This window comes from Streptomyces zaomyceticus (assembly GCF_014656215.1).
Classification (GTDB): domain Bacteria; phylum Actinomycetota; class Actinomycetes; order Streptomycetales; family Streptomycetaceae; genus Streptomyces; species Streptomyces zaomyceticus.
In genome coordinates this window covers 90096-108747 of record NZ_BNBZ01000019.1, presented here as the reverse complement: position 1 = coordinate 108747, position 18652 = coordinate 90096, and the positions used below count along the sequence as shown (strand labels likewise).

Genomic DNA, 18652 nt, shown 5'->3' with positions numbered 1-18652 from the left:
CAGGCGGGACGACCCCGGCAAGAGGGCGTTGTCAGTGGCGTGCGCTTCACTGAGAACATCACTCTCCGTAGTCGAATCTGGGGGAATCATGACGGACCGTACGACCTATGTGACGCTCGCCGGGGTTCGCCGCCGGGGCTGGACCGACACGATGGTCCGGGACCTGCTCGGCACGCCCGACGTCCAGGGCCGCGACCCGCGTCGCTGGTCCCTCGCGCCCCTGCGGCTCTACCTCCTGGCCCGGGTCGAAACGGTGGAGCGGACACCCGAGTTCGCGGAGACGTCGACGCTCTCCCCGGCCCGGTCCTCGGCCGCCGCGGCGTACGCCGAGCGGCGCCGTGGCGCCGTCCTGGCCGCGATCCGCGCGGAACCGATCGAGGTCCCCCGGCTTCCCGGGCCCGAACTGGAGCGCCGGGCGGTGCGCCATCGACAACTGCTGGGGGCGCGGAGCCCCGGGACGCCCGCCGGCGCGCCCCGGCCTGCCACGGAGGCGATGCCGAAGGGCGCCCGCGACGCGCCGCAGGTGGCCATCGCCGAGACGTCGGGGGCGCGCACCGGGGTGCCGCCGAAGGCTCGTACCGAGGCGCCGTCGAAGACCCCCGCCGAACTGCCCCGCGGGGCGCTCGCGCGGTGGCAGGTGAGCTATCTGCGCCATGCGCTGTCGCGTTACGAGGCGCTGCTCGACGGGCTGTACGGGGAGACGGGCCGCGGTGAGGCCGAGCGGCTGCTGCGGCGGCGGCTGTACGAGGCGATCGCCGCCGCGTACCCCGCGCTGGAGGGCGAGTGCCGGCGCCGGATCGCGGTGGAGGGGCGAGCGGGCGCGCGGCCGAGGACCTCTTCGCCCGCGCCGCCGGCCGTACCTCCGACACCCTCGGAACCCCCGGTGCCCGCGATGCCTCCGGTGCCTGCGATGCCTGCGGGCGTCAGCCGGACAGCCGACGGACGATCGCCCGGCATGCCGCCGGGATCGGGGCCACGATCCTGACCGCGCAGCGGGAGCGGAGCTCCTCCGCGGCCTCGCCGAGCGGGCCGCCGCCGATCACGACGGCGCGTGCCCCGTCGCGTTCCGCACAGGCGCGGACCGCCCGTTCGAGTGCGTCGAGGAGCAACTCGGGGTGGGCGGAGAGGTGTTCGGGGGTGCCCGGGGTGAGCCGCAGGCCCGTGTACCGGTCGGTGAGGCCGAGGGCCGTCACCTGGGCCGTGATGGAGTCGGCCAGAAGCGGTGTCGTGGTGGCGATGCCGAAGGGGGTCCCGCCCGCGGCCGCCTCGGTGAGGGCGGCCTCGCCGAGCCCGATGACGGGCAGGTCGGTCGCCCCGCGCAGCTCCGCGACGCCCGGGTCGCCGAAGGCGGCGACGAGGAGCGCGGCGCTGTCGCCGCCGGCCGCGGCGCGGAGGCCGGCGGCGAGGACCTCGGGGGCGGCGGCGCGCAGGGCCGCCGGGTCGGTGAGCATGCGCGGTCCACCGGACACGGTGACGCCCCGGACGGCGAGGGCCCGGCCCAGGGTGCGCCGGGCGACGGCGGTCATCATCGCGGTCGTGGCGGTGGAGGTGTTGGGGTTGATCAGCACCACGGCCCCGGGCCCCGCGGCGTGCGCGGGGACCGGGGCTGGCGGTGGGGCGACGGGGCGGTTCAGTGGACGTGCGCCGCCTTGGCCGAGTGGCTGCCCGAGATCTCGTCGCCGGGCTCCATCGGGGCGGTGACCTCGTCGTCGTCCCGGCCTCGGCCCAGGTGGTTGAAGACCACGTTGAGCAGGACCGCGGCGACGCAGCCGGTCGAGATGCCGGAGTCCAGGATGATCTTCGCCGTCTCGGGGAAGGCGTGGTAGAACTCCGGCGCGGTGATCGGGATGATGCCGACGGCGAGTGAGACGGCCACGATCAGCACGTTGTTGTCCTTCTCCAGACCGGCCTTGACGAGGGTCTGGATGCCGCTGGCGGCGACCGAGCCGAAGAGGACGACGCCCGCACCGCCCAGGACCGGCCGGGGGACGACCGAGATCAGGGAGGCGGCGACCGGCGAGAGGCCCATCAGGACCAGGAAGCCACCGCCGCAGGCGACGACGAAGCGGCTGCGGATCCGGGTCATCGCGACCAGGCCGATGTTCTGCGCGAAGGCGCTGCACATGAAGCCGTTGAAGAACGGGCTGATCGCGGAGCCGAGGGTGTCGGCGCGCAGTCCGGCCGCGATGGTCTTCTCGTCGGCGGGCCGTTCGACGATCTCGCCGAGCGCCAGCATGTCGGCGGTCGACTCGGTCATGGAGACCAGCATGACCACGCACATGGAGATGATCGCGGCGAGGGCGAACTGCGGGCCGCCGAAGTGGAACGGCGTCGGGAAGCCGACGATGTCCGCCTCGGTCACCGGGGAGAAGTCGGTGACGCCGAACGGGATGGCGATCAGCGTGCCGATGACGAGGCCGACGAGAACGGCGATCTGCTTGAGGAAGCCGCGGGTGAAGCGACGGATCAGCAGGACGACGACCAGGGTGATGCCTGCGAGGGAGAGGAACGTGGTCGAACCGTAGTCCTCGGCCGCGGGGTTGGGGCCCTGCGCCCAGCCGAAGGCGACCGGGAGGAGGGACACGCCTATCAGGGTGATCACGGTGCCGGTGACGACCGGTGGGAAGAACCGCACGAGGCGGGAGAACCACGGGGCGGCGAGGAAGCCGAGGAGTCCGGCCACGATGATCGCGCCGAAGATGACGGGGAGCGCGTCGGCCTTGTCGTCGGTGGTGTCGACGATGGCGAGCATCGGTGCGACGCCGGCGAAGGTGACGCCGTTGACGAACGGCAGCCGGGCGCCGATCTTCCAGACCCCGAGCGTCTGGAGGAAGGTGGCGAGACCCGCGGTGAAGAGGCTGGCGCCGGTCAGGAAGGTGAGTTCGGTGCCGGAGAGGCCGACGGCCGCTCCGACGATCAGGGGCGGGGCGACGACCCCGGCATACATGGCGGCCACGTGCTGGAGGCCGCTGGTGACCATCTTCAGTGGGGGCAACGTCTCGTCGACCGGATGTGTCTCGCGGTCGTCGGGGGCGGAGCCTGCGTCTTGTGCATTGCGAACCTGGGGCTTGGCGGCCACGGCGGTTCCTCCGGTCGGTTACACGTCGGCGGTGACGCGGGGTTCAGGGAGGTGGTGCGATGCGGTGCGGGGTGCAGGAGGTGCGGCTCGTTGCGGGGTGGTGCGGGGTGCGCGCGGGGAGTCGCGGCGCGGGACGGAATGCCCGGTGAGGGCGCCCGGTGGGGGCGCGGGCGCACATCACCGTTCCGGGAGGTGCCGAGGTCTTCTGCGCTCGGCACCTCCCGGTCGGGCTGCCGCGGACCCCGCTCGGGTCCGCGGCGACCGACCGAGGGCCGTCCCCCTCGGTCGGACTCCATGGGGAGGGTCAGCCCTGGGCCGCGATGCGGGCCAGACGCTGTGCCTCCGCGCGCGCTTCGCGCGCGATGGTGTCCTCATCGACGGTGAGCAGCCGGTCGTTCTCGACGATCTGCTTGCCGTTGACGAAGGAGGCCGTGACCGGGGCCGCCGCGCCGAAGACGATGGCGGTGACCGGGTCGGCGATGGTGGAGTGGCCGAGGCCGTCGATCTTCCACAGGACGAAGTCGGCGAGCTTGCCGGCCTCGAGGGAGCCGATGTTGTCGGCGCGGCCGAGGACCTGGGCTCCGCCGAAGGTGCCGAGGCGCAGGGCCTGGCGGGCGTTGAGCGCGGCCTCGCGGTGGGCGCCGAGCCGGTTGATGAGGAGCGCGTTGCGCAGCTCGGTGTGGAGCTCGCCGGACTCGTTGGAGGCGGTGCCGTCGACACCGAGGCCGACGGGTACGCCCGCCTTCAGCATGTCGGGGACGCGGGCGATGCCGGCGGCCAGACGCGCGTTGGAGGAGGGGCAGTGCGCCACACCGGTCTTGGTGCGGGCGAAGGCCGCGATGTCGGAGTCGTTCATGTGGACGCAGTGCGCCATCCACACGTCCTCGCCGAGGAAGCCGGTGGACTCGAAGTAGTCCGTCGGGCCCATGCCGAAGAGCTCGTGGCAGAACTTCTCCTCCTCCACGGTCTCCGAGCCGTGGGTGTGCATGCGCACGCCCAGACGACGGCCGAGCGCCGCGCCCTCCCGGAGGAGCTCGGTGGAGATGGAGAAGGGCGAACAGGGCGCCACGGCGATCTGGGTCATCGCGTCGAAGGAGGCGTCGTGGTACTTCTTCACCGTCTCCTCGGTCGCGGCGAGCGCGCCCTCGGTGGTCTCGACGGCGAAGTCCGGCGGCAGGCCGCCGTCCTTCTCGCTGCGGTCCATGGAGCCGCGGGCGAGGGTGAAGCGGACCCCCATCTCGGAGGCCGCGCCGATGATGGCGCCGGAGAGGTCGCCGGAGTTCACCGGGTACACGTAGTGGTGGTCCATCGCGGTGGTCACACCACCGCGGGCCATCATGGCCAGCGAACCCCGGGCGGCGGCACGCACCATCTGCTCGTCGATCCGCGCCCACGTCGGGTAGAGCGCGACCAGCCAGTTGAAGAGGTTGTGGTCGGTCGCCAGTCCCCGGGTGATCCACTGGTAGAAGTGGTGGTGGGTGTTGACGAGACCGGGCGTGACGAGGTGGCCGGTGGCGTCGATGCGCCGGACCACGTTCTCCAGGCCCTCGGGAGCCTTGCCGGCACCGATGGACTCGATCTTGTTGTCGGCGACGACGAGGTAGCCGGAGGCGTACTCGGTGTCGTTCGCGTCGACGGTCGCGATCGCCGCGTTCTCGATGACGATGCGCTGGGCTGCCGCAGGTGCTGCCATGGCGGTGGTTCCTTCATTCCTCTGGGGTGGAGTGGGCACGGCAGGACCCTAGGAGGATTTGAGTGCCGGGGCCGTGTGACGGCTCCGGGTGCCGAGATGGTGGAAGAACAGATTCAGCAGGACGGCGACGAGCGCGCCCGCGCTGATGCCGGAGCCGAGCACGGTCTGCGCCCAGGCGGGGAATTCGGCGTAGAAGGTGGGAGCGGCGAGCGGGATGATGCCCGCTCCGAGCGCGACGGCCACCAGGATGATGTTGGAGCTGTCGTCGAGTCCGGCTTCCGACAGGGTGCGGATGCCGCTGACCGCGATCGAGCCGAAGAGGACGATGCCTGCGCCGCCGAGGACGGGCATCGGGACCGTCGAGACGACCGCGCCGAGCACGGGGAAGGCGCCGAGGACCAGCAGGGCTCCGCCGGCGACGGCGACCACGTACCGGGAGCGCACCCGGGTCAGCGAGACGACGCCGACGTTCTGGGCGAAGGCCGAGGTCGGGAAGCCGCCGAAGACGGGGCCGAGCAGGGTGGCGATGCCGTCGGTGCGCAGTCCGCGGGTGATGGTCCGGCCGTCGCTGCGCCGCTCGCAGATCTCGCCGAGGGCGAGCATGCCGGCGCTGGACTCGGTCATGAGGACCAGCATGACGATGCACAGGGAGAGGATCGCGGCGGGCTGGAACTCGGGGGCGCCGAAGGCGAAGGGGGCGGGCAGGGCCGCGACGGGCGCCTCGCGCAGGGCGGTGAAGTCGGCCATCCCGAAGGGGATCGCGGCGAGGGTGCCGATGAAGAGGCCGAGCAGCAGGGCGATCTGCTTGACGAAGCCCTTGCCGAAGCGCTGGAAGAGCAGGATGACGACGAGGGTGAAGCCGGCGAGCGCCAGGTACTTCATGGCGCCGAAGTCGGCGGCGGTCCGGTCGCCGCCCTGCGCCCAGCCGACGGGCACGGGCATCAGGGTGACCCCGATGAGGGTGATCACGACGCCGGTGACGAGCGGCGGGAAGAAGCGCAGGAGCCTGCCGAAGAAGGGGCCGACGGCGAGGCAGAAGACTCCGGCGACCATCACCGCGCCGTAGATGGCGGGGAGTTGGTGGCCGGGGGCGCTGGTCTCGGCGATGGCGAGCATCGGCGCGATTCCGGCGGAGGAGGCGGCGTTGACGAACGGCAGCCGGTTGCCGGCGAAGCGGCGGATGCCGAGGGTCTGCAGGATGGTCGCGCAGCCGGCGATGAGCAGACTGGCGGCGATGAGCCGGGTCATCCCGGCCGCGTCCAGGCCGACGGCCTGGCCGATGATCAGCGGAGGGGTGACCACGCCGGCGTACATCGCGGCGATGTGCTGGAGCGCCGCGGGGACGAGCCGCGAGGCGGGAAGCTTTTCGTCCACCGGATGGACCTGCGGGGTGGTGTCCGGCGGGGTGGAACACGGGCCTTCGGCGTGCGCCGGCCCCTTTGCGGGCTGTGCCATGAGAATCCCTCCGGTCCGGTGCGGCCCCCGCCCGACTGCGGGCGGGCCGGGGGCCGCACTCAGATGCCGCTTAGAGGTTGGTCATGTCGACCGGGATCTGCGCCGTGGCTCCGTCGCGGAGGACGGTGGCCTCGATGAGGCCGTACATGCGGTCGGCGGCGTAGTAGACCTCGTTGTCGTTCTTGAGGCCGAAGGGCTCGAGGTCGACCAGGAAGTGGTGCTTGTTCGGGAGCGAGAAGCGGACTTCGTCGATCTCCGAGCGGTGGTTGATGATGCGCGTGGCCATCTGGTACAGCGTCTGCTGGAGGGAGTACGAGTACGTCTCCGAGAAGGCCTCGAGCATGTGCTTCCTGGTCTGCTCGTAGGACCGCTCCCAGTTGGGCATCCGCTGGTCGTCGTCGGTCCAGTTGAAGCGCCAGCGGGCGGACACCTGCGTGGCCAGGATGCGGTCGTACGCCTCCTGGAGCGTCGTGTACTGGTCCTTGATGTAGCCCCAGAACTCCGAGTTGGTGGAGTTCATGACGACGAGGTCCTTGAGGCCGGAGATGATCTCCCAGCGCTCGCCGTCGTAGGTGATCTGGGTGACCCGCGTCTCCTGGCCCTTGCGGGCGAAGGAGTGGTTGACCTCTTCGGCCCCGATGAACTTGGAGTTGGCCTCGGAGGACGCGATGCGCTCCCAGGAGTACTCCTCGATCCGGATGCGCGCCTTCTTGATCGGCTCCTGGCTCGTCACGAAGTGGCGGGCGAGGTGGATGCCGAACTGCTCGGCGGACTCGATGCCGTACTCCTTGGCGAACGCGAAGACGGTGTTCTTCGTCGTGTCGGTGGGGAGGCAGTGGGCGTTGGAGCCGGTGAGGTGGACGTCGTCGAGGTCGCCGGAGAGGGCGACGGAGACGTTCAGGTCCTTGATGTGGTGGGTGTCGCCGTCCCGCGTGATCTTGACGACGCGGTTCTCTGCTTTGCCGTACTGGTTCTGGCCGAGAATCGTGGGCATGTCTGCTAGCTCCCTCGGTATACGGAGTAGCCGAACGGGTTGAGCAGCAGCGGTACGTGGTAGTGCTCACCCGGGGTGACGGCGAACGTGATCGCCACCTCGGGGAAGAACGCACCGCTGTCCCTTACGCGGGGGGCGTCCTGCTGCGCCTCGGCTTGCTTCTTGGAGAAGTACGTCTCGACCTCGAAGTCGAGGCGTACGTGGGTGGTGCCCTCCGGCAGCGCCGGCAGGTCCTTGCAACGTCCGTCCGCGTCGGTGGCCGAACCTCCGAGCGCGACCCACTCCGCGTCGGAGCCGCTGCGGGCCGCGAGCGTGATGGAGACGCCCTCGGCAGGGCGGCCGACGCTGGTGTCCAGGATGTGGGTGGACACCGAGGCCGTGGTGTCGGTGCTCATGCGGAGCTCTCTTCCTCTACGAGTCGGTTCAGCCGGATGCGGTTGATCTTGCCCAGTTCGGTGCGGACGATCTCCCGCTCCTCCTCGGGCGAGTTGCCGATCCGCTGCCGGAGCGCGTCGCGCATCTGCTCGCCGGTCAGGCCGGTGGCACAGATGAGGAAGACGTGTCCGAACCGGTCCTGGTAGGCCAGGTTGAGTTCGAGCATCTCGGTCTTGAGCTCCGCGGAGGCGTCGGCCATCCCGCTCTGTTCGCGGGAGGAGGTCGGGTCCCCGGCCTTCGGACGACCGATCGGCGGGTGCCCCGCCATCGCTTCGGCAAGGTCCTCGGCGGTCAGTTCGGCCATGGCGGCGTCGCCTGCGAGGAAGAGAGCTTCGGCGGTGGTGTACGGGCGCTGGGCGAGGATCTTGCTCCCCCACGCCGAACTGGAACACACCTCGTGGAGCGCGGCGAGGGCCTCGCTGTCCGCCGAGGTGTTGAACCGGGTGAGGCCCGGTGTCGTACCTGAAGTCACGGGAAGCCTCCGTGGCTGTTTTTCGCTGTGCGTCGGACGGGCTGCGGATAGCTAACGCCCTCCGCAACACAACGTCAACACTTTGTTGAAAACTCGGCCACGCAAAAGCCGTCGTCCCGACATCCGGACGACGGCTTACGGTCACACATGATCAACTACTCGCCCTTGGCGGCCTTTTCCCTGCTCAGGGCGGTCTCCCTGTTGAGGTAGTTGTACACGGTGAAGCGGCTGACACCCAGTGCACCCGCCACCGTCTCCACTCCGTGGCGCACCGAGAAAGCCCCTCGGGCCTCCAGGAGCCGGACGGCTTCCTGCTTGGCCTTGCGGTCCAGCTCGGCCAGCGGCATCCCGTGCCGCCGCTCCATCGCCGCCAGGATGTGATCGAGGGATTCGGACAGCTGGGGCAGGCGTACGGCGAGCACGTCCTCGCCCTCCCAGGCCAGGACGACGTCGTCGGCCTCCGCCTGCGCGGGGACGAGGAGCTCGGCGCCCATGGCGTCGACCAGGGGCTTCACCGCGGCGACCAAGGGGTGCTCGTTCACTTCTCGCCCTCCCCGATCACGTTCACCTGGAGCGAGACACGGGTGGCCCCGGCGGCGAGCGACTCGCGCAGCAGCGCGTCGACGGCGGTGAGCACCTCGTCGGCGCCCCCTTCCGCCGTATTGCCGAAGGGGCCGACGTCGACCGCATCCAGCTCCGCCGACTGGATGACCTCACGGGCCACGACCGCGTGCGCCGGCGCCTCGTCGAGGTCGAACGGCTCGGTCGTGAACTCCACTCTCAAACGCACCATGGCCCCACGCTACGGCCCCACTCCCGCCTACGGGAGCCCCGGACCTGCGGGGACCTCTTGACAAGCACCTCGCCCTCCTTGCAACATTCCGTCAGACAGAAACTTACTTCCGCGATACGGAAGGAGCGCCGCCCCTCATGGGATTCACGGACCAGCGCTTCGATGTGAACCTGTCGATCCTCTTCACGGAACTCCCGCTCCTGGAGCGCCCCGCGGCCGCCGCCGCGGCGGGCTTCACCGCGGTCGAGCTGTGGTGGCCCTGGATCGACACCGCCACCCCCGAGCAGAGCGAGCTCGACGCCCTCAGGAAAGCCCTTGAGGACGCCGGCACCCAGCTGGTGGGCCTGAACTTCTACGCCGGGCAGCTCCCCGGCCCGGACCGCGGAGCCCTCTCCGTGCCCGGGGACGAGTCGGACCGCTTCCGCACCAACATCGAGGTGGCCGCCGACTTCGCCGCCTCGGTCGGCTGCAAGGCGCTCAACGCGCTCTACGGCAACCGCGTGGAGGGCGTCGACCCGCAGATCCAGGACACCCTCGCCCTGGAGAACCTGGTCCTGGCCGCCCGCGCGGCCGACCGGATCGGTGCGATCCTCCTCGTCGAGACCCTCAACAAGCCGGAGTCGCCGCTCTACCCGCTGGTGAGCGCCCCCTCCGCGATCGAGGTCGTCGACAAGGTCAACGCGGCGACCGGGCTCGGCAACGCCAAGTTCCTCCTCGACATCTACCACCTGTCGATGAACGGCGAGGACGTCGGCCAGGTCATCGCCCAGTACGCGGCGAAGACCGGCCACGTCCAGATCGCGGACAACCCGGGCCGCGGCGCGCCGGGCACCGGCGACCTGCCGCTCGAGCAGCTCCTCGACGAGCTGAAGAAGGCCGGGTACGAGGGCTGGATCGGCCTGGAGTACAAGGCCGCCGACGCCGCCGCGTCCTTCGAGTGGCTCCCGGCCGAGGCCCGCCCGGCCCGCTGACCGGCCGCCCCGCCGGACGGCCGCCCCGCTGACCGGCAGGCCGAGACCCTCCCCCGTACCACCTTGTTTTGAGAGGCACCCTCATGAGCAACCTCCCCAAGATCGCTTGGATCGGCCTCGGCATCATGGGCTCCCCCATGTCCGAGAACCTGATCAAGGCCGGTTACTCCGTCACCGGCTTCACACTGGAGCAGGACAAGCTGGACCGCCTCACCGCGGCCGGCGGCACCTCCGCCGCGTCGATCGCCGAGGCCGTCAAGGACGCCGACGTGATCATCACGATGGTGCCCGCCTCCCCGCAGGTCGAGGCCATCTCCTACGGCCCCGACGGCATCCTGGAGAACGCCAGGCAGGGCGCGCTGATCGTCGACATGTCCTCGATCACCCCGCAGACCTCGGTCGACCTGGCCAAGAACGCCAAGGAGAAGGGCATCCGCGTCATCGACGCGCCCGTCTCCGGCGGCGAGGCCGGCGCCATCGAGGCCGTCCTCTCGATCATGGTCGGTGGCGAGAAGGCCGACTTCGACGAGGCCCTCCCGATCCTCGAGGCCCTCGGCAAGACCATCGTCCTGTGCGGCCCGCACGGCTCCGGCCAGACGGTGAAGGCCGCCAACCAGCTGATCGTCGCGGTCAACATCCAGGCCTGCGCCGAGGCCGTGGTCTTCCTCGAGAAGTCCGGTGTGGACCTCGTGGCCGCCCTCGACGTCCTCAACGGCGGTCTGGCCGGCTCGACCGTGCTGACCCGCAAGAAGGACAACTTCCTGAACCGGGACTTCAAGCCCGGCTTCCGGATCGACCTGCACCACAAGGACATGGGCATCGTCACCGACGCCGCCCGCAATGTCGGTGCGGCCCTCCCGGTCGGCGCGGTCGTCGCCCAGCTCGTGGCCTCGCTGCGCGCCCAGGGTGACGGCGGCCTGGACCACTCGGCCCTGCTCCGCGCCGTCGAGCGTCTCTCCGGCCAGCAGGTCTGACCCGTCGCCCCCGTGAGCGGGGGCCCCAGATTTCCGGTCGGCGGCGGCGCTGACACCTGTCCTGTCGCGCCCAGGCGTCGCCGCCGACCGGAACACCACACTTCCTTTTCAACAAACTGTTGACGTCACGTTCGAGCCGAATTTACGCTCCTCGCACCGTCAGCAGAGCTCCCGTACGGAAGGTCACGATGTCGAAGCGCGTGCTTACGACCGAGTCCGGCGCCCCCGTCGCCGACAACCAGAACTCCGCCACCGCCGGCGTCGGTGGCCCTCTCCTCCTCCAGGACCAGCACCTGCTGGAGAAGCTCGCGCGCTTCAACCGTGAGCGGATCCCGGAGCGCGTGGTCCACGCCCGCGGCTCCGGCGCGTACGGCTACTTCGAGGTGACCGACGACGTCACCGGCTTCACCAAGGCGAACTTCCTCGGCGAGGTCGGCAGGAAGACCGAGACGTTCATCCGCTTCTCCACCGTCGCCGACTCGCTCGGTGGCGCGGACGCGGTCCGTGACCCGCGCGGCTTCGCGCTGAAGTTCTACACCGAAGAGGGCAACTACGACCTCGTCGGCAACAACACCCCGGTGTTCTTCATCAAGGACCCGATCAAGTTCCCCGACTTCATCCACTCCCAGAAGCGCGACCCCTTCACGGGCAAGCAGGAGGCGGACAACGTCTGGGACTTCTGGGCGCACGCCCCCGAGGCCACCCACCAGATCACCTGGCTCATGGGCGACCGCGGCATCCCGGCCTCGTACCGTCACATGAACGGCTACGGCTCGCACACCTACCAGTGGACCAACGAGGCGGGCGAGGCCTTCTTCGTCAAGTACCACTTCAAGACGAACCAGGGCATCCGCAGCCTCTCCGCCGACCAGGCCGCCGAGCTCGTCGGCAAGGACGCGAACTCGCACCAGACCGACCTGCTGCAGGCCATCGAGCGCGGTGTGAACCCCTCGTGGACCCTGTACGTACAGGTGATGCCGGCCGCCGAGGCCGTGGACTACCGCTTCAACCCCTTCGACCTCACCAAGGTGTGGCCGCACAGCGACTACCCGCTGCAGCGCGTGGGCCGGCTGGTCCTCGACCGCAACCCGGACAACGTCTTCGCCGAGGTCGAGCAGGCCGCGTTCTCCCCGAACAACTTCGTCCCGGGCATCGGCCCCTCGCCGGACAAGATGCTCCAGGGCCGTCTCTTCGCCTACGCGGACGCCCACCGCTACCGCCTCGGTGTCAACCACACCCAGCTCGCGGTGAACGCCCCCAAGGCGACCGTCGCGGAGAACTACGGCCGGGACGGCGCCATGGCCACCCGCCAGGGCTCGCGCCACGACAAGAACTACGAGCCCAACTCGTACCAGGGCCCGACCCAGACCGACGCGGCGCTCTCCGCCCCGCTCGCGATCCACGGCTGGACCGGCACCCACGAGGCGCCGCAGCACACCAAGGACGACGACTTCTTCCAGGCCGGTGAGCTCTACCGGCTGATGTCCGAGGACGAGAAGAAGCGCCTCGTCGCCAACATCGCGGGCGGTCTCTCCCAGGTGTCCCGCGAGGACGTCATCGAGAAGAACCTCGCGCACTTCGCCGCCGCCGACGCGGACTACGGCAAGCGCGTGGCCGAAGCCGTCAACGCCCTGCGCGAGGACTGACCGACCAGCAACACCCAGACTGCGTACGACACCTGACGGGAGGTCAGTGTCGTACGTGGTCCGGATCGCCGACCCGGATGAGGGGTGGCCGGTGATCCGGACAAGCGTGAGGACCGCGGCGGCGTCGAGCCAGTGCGGTGGTAAGGGCGCCGATCCCCCTTCTTGACCTGAAAGAAGGGGACCACCGGCCGCCCGTCGGCACCGCCGCGGTCCCAACGCCCCCTCCCCGGGGAGGCAGAGCACCACCCGAAGACTCCGCCCGGCGGCGCGAACGTCCTGTCGCGCCAGCCTCGTGCCGTCGGGCGGGTACAAGCCGGAGGGCGCGGAACCAGGTTTACGGTCCCTGGTTCCGCGCTCTTCTTGTGTGCGCGGGCCTGCCAGCGCATCGTTTCTGCGGTGAAGATCCGCACCCGCTCGGGCGATCGCACCGCGATTCGGGCCCACCGCGTCCCGCCGTGGGCGCTATCCACTCGTAGGTGATCAAGAACCTGTTGCGCGGGCTCACCCCGCTCGCCCTCATCCTGTCCCCGCTCGCCGCCCCCTCCCCCGCCCTCTCCGCGAACGTCGTGATGCTGCCCGACGCGCTCGCCGAGCTCACCGAGGCGGCCGAGGAGCCGGACGGCTTCCAGGCCGGCGCGTTCCCGCACTGGAACGCCGGTCTCGACGCGACGGACGGCTGCGACACCCGCTCCGAGGTCCTGCTCGCCGAGGCCGTCGACGCGCCGAAGACCGGCGAGGGCTGCACGCTGACCGGCGGCCGCTGGATCTCGTACTACGACGGCCAGAGCGTCTCCGACCCCGCCGCCCTCGGCGTCGACCACCTCGTCCCGCTCACCGAGGCCTGGGAGTCGGGGGCCTCCGGCTGGACGGCCGCCCGGCGCGAGAGGTTCGCCAACGACCAGGGCGCCACCGCGACCCTCGTCGCCGTCACCGCCCGCAGCAAGCAGGACAAGGCGGGGCGGGACCCGGCCGACTGGGTGCCCTCGGACGCCGCCCGGTACTGCCGTTACGTCGGAGAGTGGGTGTCCACCAAGCTGCGCTGGGGTCTGTCGGCCGACAAGGACGAGGTGGAGGCGCTCAAACTGTTCGCCGACGGTCCCTGCGAGGAGACGGTCGTGATCCGCTCGGCGGCACCGGAGTAGGGTCCTGCGCCCTCGCCTCGGCCCGGGCCAGCGAGAACGTCACGCCGAGCGAGGCGAGAGCGAGCAGCACCATCCCGGTGCGCGGCGACGTGTACTGGGCGAGGGTGCCGGCGAGCGCCGCGCTCACCCCCTGAAGGGCGAGCATCCCCGAGCTGTGCAGGCCGAGGGCGTGACCGCTCAGTTCCTCCGGCACCAGGGCCATCAGCCGCTCCTGGTGCAGGAGGCTCGCCCCGTACCCGATCGCCGAGACCGTCACCGCGAGCAGCGCGAGTGGCAGCGCCGGGTCCAGGGCGAAGACCAGGAACGGGGCCGCCAGCAGCGCCTGGAGCGGGAAACGGAGCCGGCCCCGCAGCCGCGCCGGTACGAAACGGCCGACCGCGGTGTCCCCGGCCAGCATCCCCAGCGCGGCGCAGGCGAAGAGGAGCCCGGCGCGCTCGGGGTCGTACGGCACGAAGAGCGACTCGCAGCCCACGATCAGGCCGTTCGGCACCCAGAGGGCGAGATAGGCGCGCCGCCGCGCCGGCGCGGACAGCAGCCTGCGGTTGGTGCGCCAGGTCTCGCCGACCGAGGCCCGGCCCGCGGCGCGGGGCGGCCGCACCCCGAGGCCGAGGCGGGCGAGGAGCGCGGCGGCGAGGTAGAGCCCGGCGCCCACGAGGACCGTGCCGCGTGGCGCGAGGACGGCGATCAGGACACCGCCGGCGGCGAAGCCGAGGATCTGGCAGACGCCGACGGACATGTTCGTCACCGAGCGCCCGAGCAGGTAGTCCTCGCGGGCGAGGATCTCGTTCAGGAGGCCGTGGCGCACCCCGCCGCCGAGCGAGGCCGCGAGCCCCTCGGCGAGGAGGACCGCGAAGACCGCCCAGGTGGGAAGCCCGGGGATCGCGAGGGCGGCGGTGCCGACGGAGAAGAACAGCGCGATCCCGGCGATGGCCGCGCGCGGCGGCAGCCGGTCGGCCGCCGAGAGCAGGGTCGTCGCCCCGAGCAGGTGGGCGAGGGAGGGCCCGAAGAGCGCGAGCGCGGAGAGGAGCGGGGAGCCGGTCGCGCGGAACACGAGCGTGGCGAGCCCGAGCCCGACGACCGTCTGGGCGGCGGTGTGGACGGCGCCGGTGAGGAAGAGCGGGGTGAATTCGGGGGTACGGAAGAGATCGCGGTAGCAGGGCATGCGGGGAGTCTCGGGGAGCGCCCCGACCGCCGGTACTGTTTCGCGGGGAGGCGAAACGTGGGCTGGTGGCAGATCGGTACGGACACCCTGGCGGGGAGCGGTTTCGTCTTCTCGCCGCTCGCCGAGACGGTCGCCTCGCTCAAGACCCTGCACGCGGGGGCGATGACGCACCCGGGCGAGCGCGCCTGGCTCGACCGGCACCTGTCCGCGTACCGGGAGCGGCTCGCGGCCGATCCGCTCGACGGGCTGCTGGTGCGGGCGGCCATCGGACCCACCTGGAACGCGGACTTCCTCACCCCCACCCCGACGGGCGACCGCGAGCGGAGCTTCGAGGAGGAGGTCGAGGCGGTCCTCGCGACCGGACCGGCGGATGCCGTCGACCAGTTGGCCGTGGCGATCGGCGGTCCGGTGCCGGAGCCGCTGCGCTCGGCCCGCGACCTGCCGCGGCGGCTCGCGGGCGTACTCGGCTGGGTGTGGCGGGAGACGGTGCTGCCGGAGTGGACACGGCGGCGACGCGTGCTGGAGGCCGATGTGACGGCACGGACGGCACGGCTGAGCCGCTCGGGCTGGGCGGCGGCGCTCGACGAGCTGTGCCCGGGGAAGACGCGCTGGCTCGGCGACGGCCGGCTCCAGGTCAACACCCGCGACTACCCCGCGCGTTCGTTCGTCGAGGGGCGGCTGCTGCTCGTACCGGTGACGCCGGCCACCGGCTGGGTGTCGTGGGAGGGGACGGAGCGGAGCGCGATCGTCTATCCCTGCGCGGGCGTTCTGGCCGACGTGGCGGGCCCTGCCGTGCCCGAGGCGCTCGGGACCCTGCTCGGGCAGGCACGCGCGGGGGTGCTGGTCCGGCTCGGATCACCGCTGTCCACCAGCCAGTTGGTGGCACTCACCGGTCAGGGACTCGGTTCGGTGGGACGCCATCTGAAGGTACTGCTCGACGCCGGGCTCGTACGGCGGGGACGGGCGGGCCGTTCGGTGCTGTACGAGTGGACGGAGGCGGGGGCGGTGCTGGTGGCGGCACAGGGAGACCCCCGCCCCGGTGCTCCTCGGGGCGGGGGTCGGTCCCTCTGACGAGGGGGACGATCAGACCGCGAGGGCCTTGATCGCGGTCGGCGCGTGGCCGGGCTCGGTGGCCAGCTCCTCGAACTCGGTGACATCGCTCATGTCGACCGTCTTGCTCATCGCGATGTTCGTGATGCGCTCCAGGATGGCCTCGACGACGACGGGGACCTGGTGCTCGACGGCCAGCTTCTTGGCCTCCTCGAACGCCTCGCCCAGCTTGTCGGGGTCGGTGACGCGGATCGCCTTGACGCCCAGGCCCTCGGCGACCTTGACGTGGTCGACGCCGTAGACGCCGATCTCCGGGGTGTTGATGTTCTCGAACTCGAGGTTGACCTCGAAGTTGATCCCCAGACCGCCCTGCGCCTGACGGATCAGGCCCAGGTAGGCGTTGTTCACCAGGACGTGGACGTAGGGGACCTTGTGCTGGGCGGCGACCGCCAGCTCCTCGATCATGAACTGGAAGTCGTAGTCGCCGGAGAGGGCGACGATCGGGGTCTCGGGGTCGGCGGTGGCGGCGCCGATGGCGGCCGGGATGGTCCAGCCGAGCGGGCCGGCCTGGCCGCAGTTGATCCAGTTGCGCGGCTTGTAGACGTGCAGGAACTGGGCCGCCGCGATCTGGGAGAGACCGATGGTGGTGACGTAGCGGGTCTCCGGGCCGAAGGCCTTGTTCATCTCCTCGTAGACGCGCTGCGGCTTCAGGGGGATGTTGTCGAAGTGCGTACGGCGCTGCAGGGTCGCCTTGCGCTCCTGCGCGGAGGCGGCCCAGGCGGAGAAGTCCGGGAGCCGGCCCGCGGCCTTGAGCTCCTTGGCGATCTCGACGAAGAGCTCCAGCGCGGCCTTGGCGTCGGAGGCGAAGCCGTAGTCCGGGGCGAAGATCTTCCCGATCTGGGTGGGCTCGATGTCCACGTGGACGAACTTGCGGCCCTTGGTGTACGCGTCCAGGTTGTAGCCGGTGTGGCGGTTGGCCCAGCGGTTGCCGATGCCGAGGACGAAGTCCGACTCCAGGAAGGTCGCGTTGCCGTAGCGGTGCGCGGTCTGGACACCGACCATGCCGGCGGCCAGCTCGTGGTCGTCCGGGATGGTGCCCCAGCCCATCAGGGTGGAGATGACCGGGATGCCGGTCACCTCGGCGAACTCGACCAGCAGGTCGGTGGCGTCGGCGTTGATGATGCCGCCGCCGGCGACGATCAGCGGGCGCTCGGACTCCAGGAGGAAGTTCAGCGCCTTCTCGGCCTGGGCGCGGGTGGCGCGCGGCTTGTAGACCGGCAGCGGCTCGTAGGCCTCCGGGTCGAACTCGATCTCGGTCAGCTGGACGTCGATCGGCAGGTCGATGAGGACCGGGCCCGGACGGCCGGAGCGCATCAGGTGGAAGGCCTCCTGGAAGACGCCCGGGACCTGCGCGGCCTCCAGGACCGTGGTGGCCTTCTTGGTGACGGGCTTGGCGATCGAGGCGATGTCGACGGCCTGGAAGTCCTCCTTGTGGAGCTTCGAGACCGGGGCCTGGCCCGTGATGCAGAGGATCGGGATCGAGTCGGCGATCGCCGAGTACAGGCCGGTGATCATGTCGGTGCCGGCCGGGCCGGACGTACCGATGCAGACACCGATGTTGCCGGCCTTGGCACGGGTGTAGCCCTCGGCCATGTGGGAGGCGCCCTCGACGTGGCGGGCCAGCGTGTGGCCGATGCCGCCGACGTTCTTGAGCTCGCGGTAGAAGGGGTTGATCGCCGCGCCGGGCACGCCGAACGCGGTGGTGACGCCTTCGCGCTTGAGGATCTCAACGGCCGCTGCGGCGGCGGTCATACGAGGCATGGGAGTGCTCCTGCTTCGGCCGGGCGGATCCAAGCCCACCGGTCGGCTCAGGACCCCGGGGCGGCTTGTTTCCGTAATGCGGAAATACTGTTCTGCTATACGGAAGCAATGTAGGTCGGGCTCCGGAGAGCCGTCAAGAGAAGTCCGCGCTGCGGGATCACGGAAGTGGCCGAACACCCTCCCCCGAGGCAGTCGATGGGTGGACGATGGGACCGAACGACAGGGGGTTGGTTGTGGGCGAGTCGGTACCGGTGCGCTGCCCGGAATGCCTGCGCACGCAGGCATACGCGGCACCCGTCTTCCCCTGCGCGTGCGGAAGCCCGGTGGCGCCACCGGTCACGGCGGGCGCGACGGCGGAACCCATCACCCACCGGAACTGGACGGACGAATGGGTCACCGTCCGCTGCGGTGCCTGCGGCCGCGAGGACGACTGGCCCCACCCGGAACTGGGCTGCAGCTGCGGAACGGTCCTGCGGGTGCCGGTCAGGGCGGTGGACGCGTCGGACGGGACGGAGGCGGTGGCCCGTACGGCGGGCGAGGCCGCGGGGCCGCCCTACCGGACGGGACCTCTCGGCACGACAGCCGAAACCGGACAGCCGGGCCGGGACACGGCACCGGGTGTCCCCGGCCGCCCCGGCGACCCGCCGTTCCACGTCCCCGGAGCGCGCGGTCCGGCCGGTGGCTCCGGCGGCTCGGGCGGAACCGCCGGGTCGTGGCCGGAAGCGGGTGCCGCCCCGACGGGAACGGGCGGCGGTACGGGAGCGGGTGCGGGTCCGGGCGCGCTCGGCGGGCCGGGCGTGAGCGGCAGCGGCACGGACGAGCGCGGTGCGAGCGGGACCGGCGGGGGCGGCCACGGCACGGAGGGGTCCTTCCCCGGCCGGCACCGAGCCGACTCGGGCGGGACGGCGGCCGGGGGCAGGGGTACGGGCGCCGGCGCGGACGCCACGAGCAGGGGCTTCGCGGGT

At 71.1% G+C, this 18652-nt stretch carries 17 protein-coding genes; 6 read left to right on the top strand and 11 right to left on the bottom strand.

Annotation, left to right across the window (positions count from 1 at the left end; all coding sequences use genetic code 11):
- The first annotated feature begins 88 nt into the window (after nt 1-88).
- Nucleotides 89-985: a hypothetical protein gene (locus IE311_RS36810; RefSeq protein WP_229902106.1), complete on the top strand. Its 897-nt coding sequence runs from the start codon at nt 89-91 to the stop codon at nt 983-985.
- On the opposite strand, the gene IE311_RS23760 is transcribed toward IE311_RS36810, so the two are convergent.
- From IE311_RS23760 to IE311_RS23720, 9 genes are all read right to left on the bottom strand, one after another.
- Nucleotides 924-1571, bottom strand: a complete 648-nt coding sequence (locus IE311_RS23760; protein ID WP_189833808.1) for an aspartate/glutamate racemase family protein — start codon at nt 1569-1571, stop codon at nt 924-926. The genes IE311_RS36810 and IE311_RS23760 overlap by 62 nt on opposite strands.
- Nucleotides 1572-1630: 59 nt before the next feature.
- Nucleotides 1631-3079, bottom strand: coding sequence for a nucleobase:cation symporter-2 family protein (locus IE311_RS23755; RefSeq protein ID WP_189833807.1), 1449 nt, complete (start codon nt 3077-3079; stop codon nt 1631-1633).
- A gap of 304 nt (nt 3080-3383) precedes the next feature.
- Nucleotides 3384-4772 (bottom strand): 8-oxoguanine deaminase, encoded by a 1389-nt coding sequence (locus tag IE311_RS23750; RefSeq protein WP_189833806.1) that lies wholly within the window; start codon nt 4770-4772, stop codon nt 3384-3386.
- 48 nt (nt 4773-4820) lie between these two features.
- Complete coding sequence (locus IE311_RS23745) at nt 4821-6227, bottom strand: nucleobase:cation symporter-2 family protein (protein ID WP_189833805.1); 1407 nt, start codon at nt 6225-6227, stop codon at nt 4821-4823.
- 70 nt (nt 6228-6297) lie between these two features.
- A complete protein-coding gene (pucL, locus tag IE311_RS23740; RefSeq protein ID WP_189833804.1) occupies nt 6298-7221 on the bottom strand; it encodes a factor-independent urate hydroxylase in 924 nt (307 codons plus the stop codon).
- 5 nt (nt 7222-7226) lie between these two features.
- Entirely contained in the window at nt 7227-7616 is a 390-nt protein-coding gene (gene uraH / locus IE311_RS23735) for a hydroxyisourate hydrolase (RefSeq protein WP_189833803.1), read from the bottom strand.
- Complete coding sequence (uraD, locus tag IE311_RS23730) at nt 7613-8128, bottom strand: 2-oxo-4-hydroxy-4-carboxy-5-ureidoimidazoline decarboxylase (RefSeq protein WP_189833802.1); 516 nt, start codon at nt 8126-8128, stop codon at nt 7613-7615. The genes uraH and uraD overlap by 4 nt, the downstream gene beginning before the upstream one ends.
- Nucleotides 8129-8283: 155 nt before the next feature.
- Entirely contained in the window at nt 8284-8622 is a 339-nt protein-coding gene (locus IE311_RS23725; protein ID WP_229902109.1) for a helix-turn-helix domain-containing protein, read from the bottom strand.
- Between the two features lie 44 nt (nt 8623-8666).
- Nucleotides 8667-8918: a thiamine-binding protein gene (locus IE311_RS23720; protein WP_073907685.1), complete on the bottom strand. Its 252-nt coding sequence runs from the start codon at nt 8916-8918 to the stop codon at nt 8667-8669.
- A gap of 140 nt (nt 8919-9058) precedes the next feature.
- Between IE311_RS23720 and IE311_RS23715 the strand changes: the two genes are divergently transcribed.
- The 4 genes from IE311_RS23715 (at nt 9059) to IE311_RS23700 (ending at nt 13654) form a co-directional block, all read left to right on the top strand.
- Nucleotides 9059-9892, top strand: coding sequence for a TIM barrel protein (locus tag IE311_RS23715; protein ID WP_189833800.1), 834 nt, complete (start codon nt 9059-9061; stop codon nt 9890-9892).
- 83 nt (nt 9893-9975) lie between these two features.
- The gene (locus IE311_RS23710) at nt 9976-10866 is read left to right on the top strand and encodes a 2-hydroxy-3-oxopropionate reductase (protein ID WP_189833799.1); all 891 of its coding nucleotides are present in this window, start codon (nt 9976-9978) and stop codon (nt 10864-10866) included.
- 188 nt (nt 10867-11054) lie between these two features.
- Nucleotides 11055-12512: a catalase gene (locus tag IE311_RS23705; protein ID WP_189833798.1), complete on the top strand. Its 1458-nt coding sequence runs from the start codon at nt 11055-11057 to the stop codon at nt 12510-12512.
- A gap of 476 nt (nt 12513-12988) precedes the next feature.
- Complete coding sequence (locus IE311_RS23700; RefSeq protein WP_189833797.1) at nt 12989-13654, top strand: HNH endonuclease; 666 nt, start codon at nt 12989-12991, stop codon at nt 13652-13654.
- On the opposite strand, the gene IE311_RS23695 is transcribed toward IE311_RS23700, so the two are convergent.
- On the bottom strand, nt 13590-14816 hold the full coding sequence (locus IE311_RS23695; protein ID WP_189833796.1) for an MFS transporter: 1227 nt from the start codon (nt 14814-14816) through the stop codon (nt 13590-13592). The two genes, IE311_RS23700 and IE311_RS23695, sit on opposite strands and share 65 nt — an antisense overlap.
- A gap of 57 nt (nt 14817-14873) precedes the next feature.
- On the opposite strand from IE311_RS23695, the gene IE311_RS23690 reads away from it, so the two are divergent.
- The gene (locus IE311_RS23690) at nt 14874-15887 is read left to right on the top strand and encodes an ArsR/SmtB family transcription factor (protein ID WP_189833795.1); all 1014 of its coding nucleotides are present in this window, start codon (nt 14874-14876) and stop codon (nt 15885-15887) included.
- A gap of 12 nt (nt 15888-15899) precedes the next feature.
- On the opposite strand, the gene gcl is transcribed toward IE311_RS23690, so the two are convergent.
- Nucleotides 15900-17678: a glyoxylate carboligase gene (gcl, locus tag IE311_RS23685; protein WP_189833856.1), complete on the bottom strand. Its 1779-nt coding sequence runs from the start codon at nt 17676-17678 to the stop codon at nt 15900-15902.
- Between the last annotated feature and the right edge of the window lie 974 nt (nt 17679-18652).